We start from the raw sequence: 14,139 nt of genomic DNA on the forward strand, positions 1-14,139 counted from the left end.
GCGGCGCGAGAGCGAAAGCTCTCGCCTCTCGTTCGTTATGGCCGGACTTGATCCGGCTATCAACAAATTGCCGCTCGGCACACTCCTGCGATTTTAACGGTTCTAGTGTGTAGAGGTTCTAACTTGGCAGGTAATGCCATGCGCGATTTGATGTCCTAGAGACCACGCAGGAATCGGGCTCGGTCAGTCCGAACGACATGCGGGGCGTTATCGGTGGGGATCGTCGAAAGAAAAGTCACCAAGGCAATGTGTCTTGGTGCAGCGAGTTCTATTGTCTTGTTGATGGGCCTGTCAGCGCAGGCAAGCGCACAAATGCTGGCGCAAGCCACCGGCACGGAGACGCCTTCAGCGCGCGCCACGCAGCTGGATCCCGTCATCGTTCAAGGCAGCGCAGACCGGCGCGCCAAACCCAAGAACACTGCGCGCAGCAGCGCGTCGCGCACCGCCGCGCGGACGGCGCGCACAGCCACGCGTCAGGGAACAGTCACGCCGAGCAATGTGCCGGGCGCCCGCGCAACGGAATCCGCATGGGGCCCCGTTCAAGGCTATGTGGCCACGCGAAGTGCCACGGGCACCAAAACAGATACGCCTCTGATCGAGACGCCGCAGTCGATTTCGGTGGTGACGCCGGAGCAGATGCGCGACCAAGGCGCGCGAACCGTCGGTGAGGCGCTGGCCTATACGGCGGGCGTGCAAACCCAACCCTATGGCTTCGATCCCCGCTACGATCAGTTCCTGATCCGCGGATTTGCGGCCAACCAATTCGGCGAATACCGCGACGGTCTGCGGCAGGGCAACGGTTCCTTCGCCCATTTCCGCAACGAACCCTATGGCGCCGAACGCATCGAGGTCATGCGCGGCCCGTCCTCCGTGCTCTATGGCGCCAACGAAGCCGGCGGCATGGTGAACTTCGTCAGCAAGATGCCGCTGGAGACGCGGCTCAACGAAGCCGGGCTCGATATCGGCAATTTCAATCGCTATCAGGGCCGTTTCGATTTCAGCGGGCCGACGCTCGACAACGACAAGCTGCTCTATCGCTTCACCGGCCTCGTGCGTGACAGTGGTACGCAGATTCCCGGCACCTGGGACGATCGCGTCTTCCTGGCGCCGAGCTTCACCGCGAAGCTGGGCGAAGACACGACGCTCACGGTGCTGGCCGAATACGAGCGCAGCAAGACGTCGATGTGGCCCTATTATCTGCGCAACCCGGCGACGGGCGTGGTGACCAATATTCGTCTCGGCGATCCGTCATTCGATGCGCTCACGCAGTCGCAGGCCTCGATCGGCTACAGGCTCGAACATCGCTTCAATGAGGCTGTGACGTTCCGGCAGAACGTCCGGCTCGGGCACCTGTCGTTCGAAGGCAACATGATCGATGCACTCAGTCTCTCTCCCGACGGCCGCACGCTGAACCGTTACGCGTCGACCTATAAGGAAAGCCTGAACACCTTCAATATCGACAATCAGGTCCAAGCCAGATTGGCAACTGGCCCGATCAAGCATACGGTCCTGGCCGGTGTCGATTACTTCCGGCAGGGAACGACTTTTGGCTACTATGCGGGCGCCGGTCCGTCGCTCGACCTGACAAATCCTGTTTATAGCACTTCGGTGCCGACATTGCCTTTGTCGATTATGAGCGCCAACAGCCAGACGCTCGGCCAGCTCGGACTTTACGCACAGGACCAGATGGCACTGGGCGGCTGGCGGCTGACCATCGGCGGCCGGCAGGACTTTGCCGAACTCTCGAACCACGACGACCTGTCAGGCGTGACCACCACGAGCGACCCAAGCAAGTTCACGGGCCGCGCGGGATTGCTCTATCTGTTCGACAACGGGCTCGCGCCTTACGTCAACTACGCGACGTCATTCCTGCCGCAGAGTGGCACGACGGCACCCGGGCGCGGCGCTACACCCTTCGCGCCGACGACCGGTGAATCGTTCGAAGCCGGTATCAAGTATCAGCCGCTCGGCTGGAACAGCTACTTCACGGCAACCTGGTTCAACCTGACCAAGGACAACGTGCTGACCACCGATCCGGTCTTCGGTTCGCTGTACTCGGTGCAGACCGGCCAGATCCGCTCACGCGGAACCGAACTGGAGGCGGTGATGGCGCTGATGCCGGGGCTGAAGGGCATCGCCTCCTACAGCTACACCGACGCGACCGTGACCCGCAGCAATGGCTTCGATCTCGGCAAGGTGCCGATCGGCGTGCCCACTCAGCAGGCGGCGATCTTCCTCGACTACACCTGGCAATCCGGCCCGCTCGCGGGCTTCGGTGTCGGCGCCGGCGCACGCTGGATCGGACAGACCTGGGCTGACGACATTAATACGCTCAGAAATCCTGCGATCACGGCGTTCGATGCGGGTGCGCATTACGATTATCGCGGCATGCGCCTGGCCGTGAATGCGCGCAATCTGTCGGACGAGCGTGTTCCGATCTGCAACGGTGGGACCTGCACCTTCACGCAGGGGCGCACCGTTCTCGGCAGCGTGACAGCGCGATGGTGAGAGCGGGCCTGCAAACCTCTGCTGAAGCAGTTCTGGCTGCAGGAATGACGTGAAACGACGGAGCGGTGACGCAGGCGGGTAGCTTTGAGGGCAAGTAACCGTAGCCTCAACATCGATTTGTTGGTCCAGGCAATGCACTCTCATTCGTCATGGCCGGGCTTGTCCCGGCCATCCACGCCTTCCTTTGGCACGGCTCAAGACGTGGATGCCCGGCTCAAGGCCGGGCATGACGTGGAGAGATCGGTGCAGATCACGAGCGGCTGACCAGCGCGCTTGATCTGCTACTCGCCCCAGGCCGCGAAGGCGTCGTTGAAGGCACGCTCGCCGGGCGAGCCCTTCTCGATAGCGATGATGGCGCGGCGCTGGTTGGCATAAACCAGCGGAATATCGAACCATGACCGCTCCTTCAGGAGCTGCAGGTTGCGCGCGCGATCGCTTTCGACATTGCTGAGACCGACCAGGAAGAAGCCGTCGGTGACCTTGACTGCGAGGCCCGCCAGTGGCGTGCCCCTTGCCTGCTCGTTCGACTTCATCAGCACGCCCGGAACGTTCGCGATACCGCCACCGGCGAAATCGGGCGGCAGCACGAAAGTGAGTTCGGCCGTGTGGCTGGCAGGCAGCGACGTGTCGGTGTTGCGGCGGAACGACATGGTCATCTTGAACTTGCGTTCCGGAATCTCGATGTCCGCGCGCACGGCGATGTCACCAGGCTTGCCGCTGGTGCCCTTGATCTGCTCGGTGCGCCAGACCACCGTGCCGACATATTGCCGGCCCTTCGGCTCAGCCGGATCCTCGTCATACAGAACGACGCGCTGCGCGACCGGCGCGATCTGATCCGACGACGACGGCTGACCGACGCGATCAGCGATTTTCGGCCGCGGCGCCAGCGGCGCATCCTTGTTGTCGGTGACGACGGGCGCCGAACCGCCAGCGAAACCGCGCACCATCTTGTTGATCGTCGGCCATCCCAGAATCACGGCGCCGATCAGGATCATCACGATGCCGATGAGAAGCGCGGTCTTGAACGGGAAACCGCCGCTGACGCGCTTCGGCTTCGGAGGCTTGGGCGGCTTCGCCTTCTTGCCCTTGGAATCCTTGATGCGCGACGGCGGCACCTGCGACTCGTCGCCGTCCTGGTCGTCGTAAGCCGTTTCGTCGTAGCCGAAAGCTTCGCTCCGCGCTTCCATGCTGGGTTCGAGACGATCGAATTCCGGCGTCGGCGACGGCACGTTGGCGTAAGTTTTCCGCGCCGCGCGGTTGGCCTGCGCGGCGGCGCGGCCGAGATCGTCGACATCGGCGGTGACGTCACGGAAGCCGCGCATGGCGGCATCGCCCTGATCGCCGCGGTCGTTGCGGGCCGGCGGGGGGGCCGCCGGATTGTTTTCGAAGCGGCGCGGCGTGCCTGATCGTTCGCGGGTTGGCGGACCGTTCGGATCCTGCGGGCCGGCATTGGGCGACTGCTGCTTCGGAATCGGTGGCGGATCGACGCGCAAGGTGCGCGGCGGGCGCGGCTCTTCCGGCCCGCGGGGAGACGCCGGCGTCGGCGTAATCGGCTGGCGGCCGCGCGGCGACGGCTCGGCCGGCGTGGCACCGGCACGCGGCCCGGCATTGCGGAAAGCATCGCCGGCGCGCGGCTTGCCGTCGCCCGTCGTTCCAGCCCCCGCAGGCCGCGACGCATCGCGAGCGCGCTGGGCCGCTTCAGATTCGACCTTGCGGACGGCCTCTTCGAGCGACAGCCGCTCCCTAGTGATCTCTGACTCGCTGAGGGGCGGCTCGACACTGCGCAACTGGGCAATCAGAGCCGTGCGGGCGCGCTCATAGAGCGCGCGCCGCTGCTCACCGGGAGCACTGGGGTCCAGTCCGGCGATGGCACGGGCGATCAACGGGTAGTAATCAGCCATCTCGACTCAATGTTGCGGGTGCATCAATTTGGAGGCTATCCGGTAACAGTCCGTTAAGCCTCGAACGGGTTTTGCACCAGAATAGTATCTTCGCGTTCCGGGCTCGTGGAAAGCAAAGCAATCGGACAGCCCACCAGTTCCTCGATCCGGCGCACGTATTTAATCGCCTGCGCCGGCAGATCGGCCCAGGAGCGGGCGTTCGCGGTCGGCTCTTTCCAGCCTTCGATGGTCTCGTAGATCGGCTCGATCCGGGCCTGGGCGCCTTCACCGGCCGGCAGATAGTCGATTTCCTTGCCGTCGAGCTTGTAGCCGACGCAGACCTCAATGGTGTCGAAGCCGTCGAGGATGTCGAGCTTGGTCAGCGCCAGGCCGTTGATGCCGCAGGTGCGGACAGTCTGTCGCACCAGCACCGCATCGAACCAGCCGCAGCGACGCTTGCGCCCGGTATTGACGCCGAATTCCTTGCCGCGACGGCCGATCTCTTCGCCGATCTCGTTGAGCAGTTCGGTCGGGAATGGACCCTGGCCCACGCGCGTGGTGTAGGCCTTGCAGATGCCGAGCACATAGCCGACGGCGCCCGGGCCCATGCCGGTGCCCGTCGCCGCCTGCGCAGCAACCGTGTTGGACGAGGTGACATAGGGATAGGTGCCGTGATCGACATCGAGCAGCGCGCCCTGCGCGCCCTCGAACAGGATGCGCTTGCCTTCGCGGCGCTTGCTGTCCAGCAGCCGCCAGACGGCCTCAGCGTAGGGCAGCAGCACCGGCGCGAATGCGGAGAGCTCCTTCACGATGTCAGCCGTGTTGAATTCTGCGAGGCCGAGGCCGCGGCGCAGCGCATTGTGATGCGTCAGCAGGCGATCGACCTTGTGCGGCAGCGTGGCGAGATCGGCGAGATCCATCAGACGGATCGCACGGCGGCCGACCTTGTCTTCATAGGCCGGGCCGATACCACGCTGGGTGGTGCCAATGGCGGTGGCCTTGTTGGCATTCTCGCGCAGTGCATCGAGTTCGCGGTGCAGCGGCAGGATCAGCGTGACGTTTTCGGCAACGCGCAGATTGTGCGGGCCGACATCGACGCCCTGGCCGCGGAGCTTGGCAACTTCGTCGACGAAGGCCTGCGGGTCGAACACCACGCCATTGCCGATCACCGAGAGCTTGGACTGGCGCACGACGCCGGACGGCAGCAGCGCCAGCTTGTAGGTCTGGCCATTGATGACCAGCGTATGACCGGCATTGTGGCCGCCCTGATAGCGGGCGACGACATCCGCCTGATCCGACAACCAGTCAACGATCTTGCCCTTACCCTCGTCGCCCCACTGGGCGCCGACGACGACAACATTGGCCATTTGGCGCTAGTCCTCTGAAAATACACGCGTCGAAGCGTGATCAGCGCGGAAAACGGTCTGCCGTTTGCCGGATCACGCCCAGGCATCCGCCTAAACGCGGCCAATGATCTTGGTTACCCAAGTCTTCCAGGACGCTGTCTGCGATGCAAAACGGGAATAAAGGAAGCGCGGGGGGAAAACAAGCATGAACGCCCCGAAAATGGCCTCGTTAGCCTCATGCAAACCTTTGATATCCCCTGAAAATCCGGGGCGATGTGGCGAGATTGCGGCAGCGCTCGCGGCCCGATTACTGAGAATGCCTCTCAATCTCACATGGTCGTGAGTTCGGCCATCCCGGTTGGATCTGCCCTCGTTGTGCCGCGGCGTCGCCCTATATGGGTACCTCCGAGCGTTAATCACGCCGCTCGCCCGCTGACGTTGAACGGAATCGCCCGCCGCCCGCCTTACCGATGTGGCGTTCAGGAGTAACCAACATGACCCATTCAATCAGGCTGGCGGCGGCCATCGTCGCTGCGGCGTGCCTGTATGGCAGCGCTGCATCGGCGCAGCAGGCCGGCCCCGGCTGCACATCGAGCCAACCGGTCAGCGGTCCGCAAACCCTGCACTGCGGCGGCGTGACGATCATTGCTGAAAACGGAGCGCGTTTCACGCTGCTCGACCGCGACCGCAACGGCCGTGTCGACGGCGTCGACCTGCAAAGCAAGGCCATTTTCATCGAGGCCCCCAAACAGAAGGCCGGCAAAACCTTCGAGGTGATGACACCGCAAGCAATCGCCGCCGTGCGTGGCACCAGGTGGGCGGTGGACGCCGAGGGCAGCAAGACCTCCGTCTTCGTCGAGACCGGTCGTGTCGGCGTCAGGCGCGTGACCGGCCCCGGCAGTGTAACCCTCGGCCCCGGTGAAGGCGTCGATGTCGATACCTCGGCGACGCCACTCGACATCAAGCGTTGGCCCGCGCCGCGCGTCGCCGCATTGATGGCAAGGCTTGGGCGTTAGGCGGCCCGGATACAAACGATGATGAAGGCCAGCAGCTTGCAGACACCGCTCGCCATGATCCTGGCGGGCATGTGGGCGGCAGCGCTGGCCTTTGGTCACAACCGCGGCGATGTCGGCTTTCTCGACCGGTTAGAGGCGACGCTGACCGACCTGCGCATCCAGATCCGCGGCGTGAAGAAACCGCCCGATCTCGTCACCATCGTCGCGATCGACGATCGGATCGCCCGCGAACAAGGCAGCTATCCGCTGCCCCGCGCCACGCTGACGACGATCATCGAGGAGATCGCACGCTACAAACCGAAAGTGCTCGCACTCGATCTGCTGCTGGTCGATGCCGGCGCAGCGGAAAGCGATGCCGCACTGGCGCTGGCGCTCGGCAAGACCAACACCGTCGTCGCCGCGGCGGCGCTGTTCAGCGAGTCCAAACAGACCGTGGCCACCAAGGAGGCCGGTCCGCTCGCGGACCTGCCGGTGGCATCGGGATTTCTCCTGCCGCTGAAAGTCTTCGCCGATCAGGCCACGGTCGGCGTGGTCAATCTCAACACCGACAGCAGCGGCGTACCGCGCTCGATGCCGATGCTGATGCGCTCGGCCGACCGCGTGATGGTGTCGATGCCGCTGCGCGTCGCATCCGCCGCCTCGCGCGACGATGCCCAAATCGGCGAGTATAATTTCTCCCTCGCCGGCACCCATGTCCCGACCGATGTCGGCCATTTGCTGCCGATGTCTTTCTATGGGCCGCACGGCACGATCAGGACGATCAGCGCATCGGAGGTTCTGGCGGGCAAACTCCGCCGCGCCGATGTCGAGGATCGCGTCGTCGCCATCGGCGTCACCGTCAGCGGCGGCGGCGATTTCTTCTCGACGCCGTTCGATCCGGTGATGCCCGGCGTCGAGGTCGTGTCCACCGCAATCACGCATCTGCTCGCCAAGGACACCTTGCTGCGCAATACATCCATCCGGCTGTTCGATGCCGGCTTTGCGATCATCCTGGCGATGCTGTGCATCGCCCTGCTCGCCTGGCGGCGCAATGCCGTCGGCCTCATTGCGATCGTCGCCGTCGTCGCATTGTGGGCCGTGATCAACACCGTCGCCTATGCCCATGGCATCTGGATGAGCGCTGCATTGCCGCTGGCCGCGGCTGTGCCGCCGGCCATGACGTTCGGCGCGCTGCAGATCTGGAGCAGCCGGCGCAGCGTGCAGCATTTCGCCGCCCGCAGCGATCTGCTGCGCCAGTTCCAGGCGCCGGGCCTGCGCGACTGGCTGATCAAGGATCCGGACTATCTGTTGCAGCCGGTGCATCAGCATGCCGCCGTCATCTTCATCGATATCTCGCGCTTCACCGCACTCAGTGAGACACTCGACGCAGATGCGGTGCGCGAATTGCTGAAGTCCTTCCACGCCATGATCGATCAGGTGACCCTCGCCCATGGAGGTGTGGTGACAACCTTCATGGGCGACGGCGCGATGATCCTGTTCGGATTGCCTGTGGTCGCCGATGACGATGCCGCCCGTGCCGTGCGCTGCTGTATCGAACTGACGACGCGCACCGGCACATGGATCGCCGGTCTTCCGCCTGAGATCGCCAGCCAGATCGGATTCAAGATCGGCGCACATTTCGGCGATATCGTCGCATCGCGTCTCGGCGGCGCCAGCTACCAGCACATCACCGCGACCGGCGATACCGTCAATGTCGCCAGCCGGCTCATGGAGGTCGCCGCGAGCCACGGCGCCAAGGTGGCCCTGAGCGACGACCTGCTGCGCGCCGCGGGAGCGGACTGTGCGGTGCGCGCGACGGGGGCGCTGAGCGGCCCGACCGAAGTCCAGATCCGCGGCCGCAGTGGCGCGGTCAGCGCGTGGCTCTGGCACGACGGCAGCGCGGCGGAGGCTATATCGACCTCAGCGTAAATCGACGCACGCGGCATCGCCGCGATTGAGCCGGAACCCGGTCTGGTCTGGCACGTTTGCTCGAAGACCTGTTAGCGTACATCCGCAACCGTATCTGTTTGCGGTCGTATTTCGTTGCAGCGTATTTTTGCGATCGGAGCCGCAGCTCCCGGGGTATTCGTGGATCAATCGTTAGGACCTATTCAGGACGCCAATTCATTCTTGCGAAGTTTGCTCGAAGCATCGGGCGACTGCATCAAGGTTCTCGATTTCGACGGCAACCTCATCTTTATGACCGACGGCGGCCAGCGCATCATGGAGGTCACGGACTTCGGCGCGATCAAGGGCTGCCCATGGCCTGACTTCTGGCAGGATCAGGGCAATATCGACGCGAAGGCGGCTGTTAGAGCCGCTCAGCTTGGGCGTACCGGACACTTCCAGGGTTTCGCCACCACGATGGCCGGCACGCCGAAATGGTGGGATGTCACCGTCACTGCCATTCCCGGCCCCGATGGGAAACCGCATCAGCTGCTTTCGGTGTCGCGCGATATCACTGCATCGCGTGCCGTGGATGTGGCGCTGCAGGCAAGCGAAAGCCAGCTACGACTTGCACTCGACGCCGCCGACACTGGAACCTGGGATCTCGACCCGCGTACCGGCGTGCTACAATGGGACCGGCGCTGCTACGAATTGTTCGGCCTCACCTTCGGCAAGCCGATCTCGTTCGACGTCTTCCTGCAAGGGCTTCATCCCGACGATCGCGACGTCACTGAGAAGGCCTGCCTGAACGCCATGAAGCTGGACGGACCGCAGGCCTATGACATCGAATACCGCACCATCGGCCTCGATGACGGCATCGAGCGCTGGTGCTCGGCCAAGGGCCGTGCGGAATTCGAAAACGGCGAAGTCAGTCGCTTCATTGGAACCATTCGCGATATCGGCAAGCTGAAGCGCGCCGAAGCGCAACAGCAAATGTTGACGCGCGAACTCGAGCACCGCATGAAGAACACCATGGCGATGGTCGGCGCCATCGCCAGTCAGACGTTCCGGACTGCCGCGACCAAGGAAGATGCGCGCACGATCTTCGATGCGCGTCTGGCCGCGCTCAACCAGGCGCATGACATCCTCACGCAATCGAGCTGGACCAGCGCGTCGATGCCCACGGTGATCGCTGGCGCGCTCGCGCCGCATCGAACGGGCGAAAAGCGCATTCGCGTCTCGGGCCCCGAGGTGGAACTGACGGCGAAGCAGGCACTGTCGCTGGCGCTCGCGCTGCATGAACTCGCAACCAATGCCACAAAGTATGGTGCATTGTCCGTCCCGGACGGAACGATCACTATCGACTGGGCTTGTCACACCGGCAGCGACGGGCCGGCGTTAGGTTTCGCGTGGCGCGAATCCGGTGGCCCCGTCGTGGCGCCGCCGACGCGACGTGGATTTGGCTCACGACTGATCGAAGGTACGCTGTCTGCCGACTTCGGCAGTTCCGTCAAAATCGAATTTTTGCCCGAAGGGCTCACATGTCGGTTCGAAACCAGATTGAGCGATCTGGCTTCGGTGCCCGACGAAAGGTGACACCAATTTTTATGGCATCACTCCAAGAACTCAATGCACGTGACATGCAGCGGCCCGCCGTCCTCATCGTCGAGGACGAGCCTCTGCTCCGTATTCACGCCGCCGACATCGTCGAGGAAGCCGGGTTCTTCGCCATCGAGGCCAACAATGCCGACGAGGCCGTGCGAATTCTGGAAACGCGCGACGACATCGTTCTGCTGTTCACCGACGTACAGATGCCTGGAAGCATGGACGGGTTGAAACTGGCCCACGCGGTACGCAACCGCTGGCCACCGATCAAGATCGTGATCGTTTCCGGCCATTTGCAGGTCGCCAAGAACGATCTGCCCGACGACAGCCGCTTCTTCGGCAAGCCGTTCGAGACGACGAAGATGATCGCGGAACTGCGCGCGCTGATCGGCTAGCGCCGGCGCTACTGGACGGATTGCTCGCCGGCGATGGCACGATCGATCGCGTCGATCACGTTCTGAATCTCGACAAACTTCATGCGAGCCCGTTCCGCATTATCGCGGTTGAAGGGCGCCGCCAGCACTTTTGCGTGCGCATCACGTTCCTCGATCATGCGCATACGCGCCGCCTTGAGCGTATCCAGACGTTCAATCATCTTGATCGATCCTCATATGGGACGCTGAAATCGGGCGTATGATCATGCGTATAGCATGAAGCCCGCCGGTGATGATCACCGACGGGCTTCAGTCATTCAAAATCTATGAGGCGACGCAAAACTTGTCGGTCGAGAAATCCCAGTACATCCGTGGAAATTTCAGGACCTTCAAGCTCAGATCGCGCGGAGATCTTCCGCGCTGGTCTTGCCGCGCATCTTGTCAGCCTTGGCTTCGAAAGAAACCTTCTGGCCTTCATTGAGCGAACCCAATCCAGCGCGCTCGACTGCACTGATGTGGACGAACACATCCTGGCCGCCGTCATCAGGCTGAATGAAACCGAAACCCTTGGTCGCGTTGAACCACTTAACTGTACCGACTGCCATAACTATTCTCCAAGATGTGCGAATGCGCGAGCCCTACGCGACATCGCGTGAGCCCGATCCGATTTCAACGATGTCTTGGGGAATGGAGCCGATTACGGCGCGGTCAACAAGCCAGAGCATATATTCGAATAACTGCAATATAGATGATTTCAGCCGAATTACAAGAACAATGATTCCAGAGCGTGTTTAACGAGCATTTACAACGGTGAACTTCAGATCGAAGCTGGCTGTGGAACTCTGATTTACCGTTGCTGCAGCGGGCACACGAATGGACAGATCGAGGCGACGCACACCGGTTCTGGCCGAACTTCGCTTCGCCGAGCGGCGCTGCGAATTCGACGGGCTCGATCTCACTACGCGTTTCGAACTGATCTATCGCACCAATCTGTGGCGCTAAAAAATCGCAATCCGGCCTCGGCTCCGAACTCGACGCAACAACGTCACTCCGCCGCGACCTCACGCAATTGCTGCGGCGATTGCGGGTGCAATCCATCCTCGATCTGCCCTGCGGCGATTTCACCTGGATGGCGCAGATGGACCTCGGTGGTATCCGCTATCTCGGCGCCGATATCGTTCCGGATATCGTGGCAGCCAATGCCGCGCATTATGGCCATGCAGGCCATATCGATTTTGCCCGTCTCGATCTCGTCAGCGATACCCTGCCCGCTGCCGATCTGGTGTTGTGCCGCGACTGCCTTGTGCATCTGTCATTCGCCAACATCCACCGCGCCATCGCCAATCTGAAACGCTCCGGCACCCACTGGCTGCTGACCACGACATTTCCCGACGCATCAGCCAATCGCGATATCGAGGACGGTGACTGGCGCGTGCTCAATCTGCAGTACGCGCCGTTCCTGTTTCCTGCTCCCTTAGCCGTGATCAACGAAGGCTGTACGGAAGCCGGCGGCGACTATGCCGACAAGTCGCTGGCCCTGTGGCGCGTGGAAGATCTGCCGGGCGATGCGTGATTCAGCTTACACGTCGATACGGCCCTGCATCACCGGCACGCAACGGCCGGAAATGCGAACGCTCTGCACCTGCCCCTCGGCTTTGTGCACTCCAACCTCAATGAGGCTGCGGCGCCCCATCTCAACGCCCTGCTCGATGGTGATGCTACAGACCGCATCGCGGCGCGGGTCGAGCGTGACGAGATAGGCCGCGAGCGCCGCAGAGGCGCTCCCGGTGGCAGGATCTTCGGGGACATTGTCGAGCGGCGCGAACATCCGCGCGCGCAGGTGATCGATACCATCGCCGGTACGGACATAGATGAAGGCCGAGAAACGATCGTCGTGATGCCGGTGTTTCTGTTCGGCCTGCTCGAAGGCCGTTGTGTTTGGCCGCGCGGACGCCAGCGCATCGAGACTGCTCAGTTCGGCCACCGCGAAAGGCAGACCGACGGACACCATGCGCGGCCCGTGCGTTGACGTGACGATGGCATCGGGTGCGAGTGATACGCAGGCGGCCATCATGTCACGGTCAATCTCACCATGCATCGTGAGTGGCTGCGGCGCGACGAAGCCGGTGCCAACAATCGCGCCACCATCGCGCAGCAGATCGAGATGGACGAGGCCTGCCTTCTCTTCGAACACCATGCGATCGCCGACAGGCCTGCCGAAGGACGTGCCCTGGCGGCCAAGCACGAAGGCGGTGCCGACATTGGGATGACCGGCGAAAGGGATTTCAGTGGTCGGCGTGAAGATGCGAACGCGTGCGGTATGTGCGGGATCATCCGGGGGAAACACGAAGGTCGTTTCCGAATAGTTGAACTCGGTGGCGATCTTCTGCAGCAGCGCATCGTCGATGCCGCGCGCATCGGGAACAACCGCCAGCGGATTGCCGCCGAAGCGGGTATCCGTGAACACATCCACGGTGACGTAGTCGATCATCCTGCAGCCCTCACCATTCCGTTACCGCTGGGTTCGCCGACGTAACAGTCGGCGCCGGCCCTGCGTATTCGTAGCCATAAACCTAGGTATGCCGGCTGCACACCACCGTCCGATTCACCGCGGCCTCGCCATCCCATAGACCAGATAATGTCATGCCGATCCGCTCCCGTTCGAGCTGACCGGCGCGAACTCGTCAAGTGCAACATCCATGCTTCCTTCATCCCTCCGGCGAGGACAATCGCCGGCAACCGAATGGTGATACCATGTTGATGAACTCCCTTTCCAAGACGACTCTGCGTGCGATGCTGACAGCGGCCATGTGTGTGCTGACGGCGCCGATGGCGCAGGCCGCAACGGCAGCGCCCGTAAGGGCGAAGAATGTGGTTCTGGTGCACGGCGCCTGGGCCGACGGATCGAGCTGGGCCGGGGTCATTCCGCTGCTGCAGAAGGCAGGCCTCCATGTAACGGCCGTGCAAAATCCGCTGAGCTCGCTGGACGACTCCAATGCCGCGACCCGCCGCGCGCTCGCCTTGCAGGATGGCCCGACCGTGCTGGTCGCCCATTCCTGGGCCGGCACCGTGATCAGCGACGTCGGCACCGATCCGAAGGTCTCGGCGCTGGTCTATGTCGCGGCCCGTGCGCCGGACGCCAATGAGGATTTCGTGGCGCTGTCCGGCAAATTTCCGACGGGCGAGGTGCGCGCCGGAATCCAGACCCATGATGGCTACACCCAGCTCTCCGAAGACTCGTTCCTGAAATATTTCGCCAATGGCGTTCCGCGCAAGCAGGCCGAAGTGCTCTATGCAGTGCAGGGCTCGACCGCCGCATCGATCTTCGCAGGACGCACCACCGCAGCCGCGTGGCATGACAAGCCATCATTCTATGCGGTGTCGAAAGAGGACAAGACGATCAATCCAGATCTCGAGCGTTTCCTCGCCAAGCGCATGAATGCGACGACGATCGAACTCAATGCCGGCCATCTCTCGCTGGTGTCGCACCCGAAGGAAGTCGCCGACCTGATCCTCGCAGCCGCAGGCATCAAGAAGTAGAGCT

General features: G+C 62.8%; 13 protein-coding genes. 8 read left to right on the forward strand and 5 right to left on the reverse strand.

The window, feature by feature from the left end; genetic code table 11:
• Positions 1-312: 312 nt before the first annotated feature.
• Positions 313-2,508: a TonB-dependent siderophore receptor gene (locus CHC01_RS00900; RefSeq protein ID WP_176454463.1), complete on the forward strand. Its 2,196-nt coding sequence runs from the start codon at positions 313-315 to the stop codon at positions 2,506-2,508.
• 281 nt (positions 2,509-2,789) lie between these two features.
• Here the strand turns inward: CHC01_RS00900 and CHC01_RS00905 are convergent, their stop codons facing one another.
• Together CHC01_RS00905 and CHC01_RS00910 are read right to left on the reverse strand one after the other, a co-directional pair.
• Positions 2,790-4,409, reverse strand: coding sequence for a hypothetical protein (locus CHC01_RS00905; RefSeq protein WP_089261650.1), 1,620 nt, complete (start codon positions 4,407-4,409; stop codon positions 2,790-2,792).
• Positions 4,410-4,462: 53 nt separating this feature from the next.
• Entirely contained in the window at positions 4,463-5,755 is a 1,293-nt protein-coding gene (locus CHC01_RS00910) for an adenylosuccinate synthase (RefSeq protein ID WP_089261652.1), read from the reverse strand.
• 473 nt (positions 5,756-6,228) lie between these two features.
• Between CHC01_RS00910 and CHC01_RS00915 the strand changes: the two genes are divergently transcribed.
• From CHC01_RS00915 to CHC01_RS00930, 4 genes are all read left to right on the forward strand, one after another.
• Complete coding sequence (locus CHC01_RS00915) at positions 6,229-6,750, forward strand: FecR domain-containing protein (RefSeq protein WP_089261654.1); 522 nt, start codon at positions 6,229-6,231, stop codon at positions 6,748-6,750.
• Between the two features lie 18 nt (positions 6,751-6,768).
• Positions 6,769-8,658 carry a CHASE2 domain-containing protein gene (locus tag CHC01_RS00920; RefSeq protein WP_349636605.1) on the forward strand — a complete coding sequence of 630 codons (1,890 nt, stop codon included), beginning with the start codon at positions 6,769-6,771 and terminating at the stop codon, positions 8,656-8,658.
• A 201-nt stretch (positions 8,659-8,859) separates the two neighbouring features.
• Positions 8,860-10,212 carry an HWE histidine kinase domain-containing protein gene (locus CHC01_RS00925; protein ID WP_141137015.1) on the forward strand — a complete coding sequence of 451 codons (1,353 nt, stop codon included), beginning with the start codon at positions 8,860-8,862 and terminating at the stop codon, positions 10,210-10,212.
• 11 nt (positions 10,213-10,223) lie between these two features.
• Positions 10,224-10,616 (forward strand): response regulator, encoded by a 393-nt coding sequence (locus CHC01_RS00930; protein ID WP_231077883.1) that lies wholly within the window; start codon positions 10,224-10,226, stop codon positions 10,614-10,616.
• An 8-nt stretch (positions 10,617-10,624) separates the two neighbouring features.
• On the opposite strand, the gene CHC01_RS00935 is transcribed toward CHC01_RS00930, so the two are convergent.
• Both CHC01_RS00935 and CHC01_RS00940 read right to left on the reverse strand, forming a co-directional pair.
• Positions 10,625-10,816 (reverse strand): hypothetical protein, encoded by a 192-nt coding sequence (locus tag CHC01_RS00935; protein ID WP_089261660.1) that lies wholly within the window; start codon positions 10,814-10,816, stop codon positions 10,625-10,627.
• Positions 10,817-10,990: 174 nt separating this feature from the next.
• On the reverse strand, positions 10,991-11,200 hold the full coding sequence (locus CHC01_RS00940) for a cold-shock protein (RefSeq protein ID WP_068731259.1): 210 nt from the start codon (positions 11,198-11,200) through the stop codon (positions 10,991-10,993).
• A gap of 268 nt (positions 11,201-11,468) precedes the next feature.
• Between CHC01_RS00940 and CHC01_RS33380 the strand changes: the two genes are divergently transcribed.
• Positions 11,469-11,597: a hypothetical protein gene (locus tag CHC01_RS33380; RefSeq protein ID WP_349636606.1), complete on the forward strand. Its 129-nt coding sequence runs from the start codon at positions 11,469-11,471 to the stop codon at positions 11,595-11,597.
• An 85-nt stretch (positions 11,598-11,682) separates the two neighbouring features.
• Positions 11,683-12,168: a class I SAM-dependent methyltransferase gene (locus CHC01_RS00945; RefSeq protein ID WP_349636607.1), complete on the forward strand. Its 486-nt coding sequence runs from the start codon at positions 11,683-11,685 to the stop codon at positions 12,166-12,168.
• 6 nt (positions 12,169-12,174) lie between these two features.
• Here CHC01_RS00945 and CHC01_RS00950 read toward each other — a convergent pair whose 3' ends face one another.
• Entirely contained in the window at positions 12,175-13,086 is a 912-nt protein-coding gene (locus tag CHC01_RS00950) for a PhzF family phenazine biosynthesis protein (protein ID WP_089261662.1), read from the reverse strand.
• A 269-nt stretch (positions 13,087-13,355) separates the two neighbouring features.
• Here CHC01_RS00950 and CHC01_RS00955 point away from each other — a divergent pair, with 269 nt between their 5' ends.
• Entirely contained in the window at positions 13,356-14,135 is a 780-nt protein-coding gene (locus CHC01_RS00955; protein ID WP_244558177.1) for an alpha/beta fold hydrolase, read from the forward strand.
• The last annotated feature ends 4 nt before the right edge of the window (positions 14,136-14,139 follow it).

Origin of the sequence: Tardiphaga sp. OK246 (assembly GCF_900188215.1) — a bacterium.
GTDB lineage: Bacteria > Pseudomonadota > Alphaproteobacteria > Rhizobiales > Xanthobacteraceae > Tardiphaga > Tardiphaga robiniae.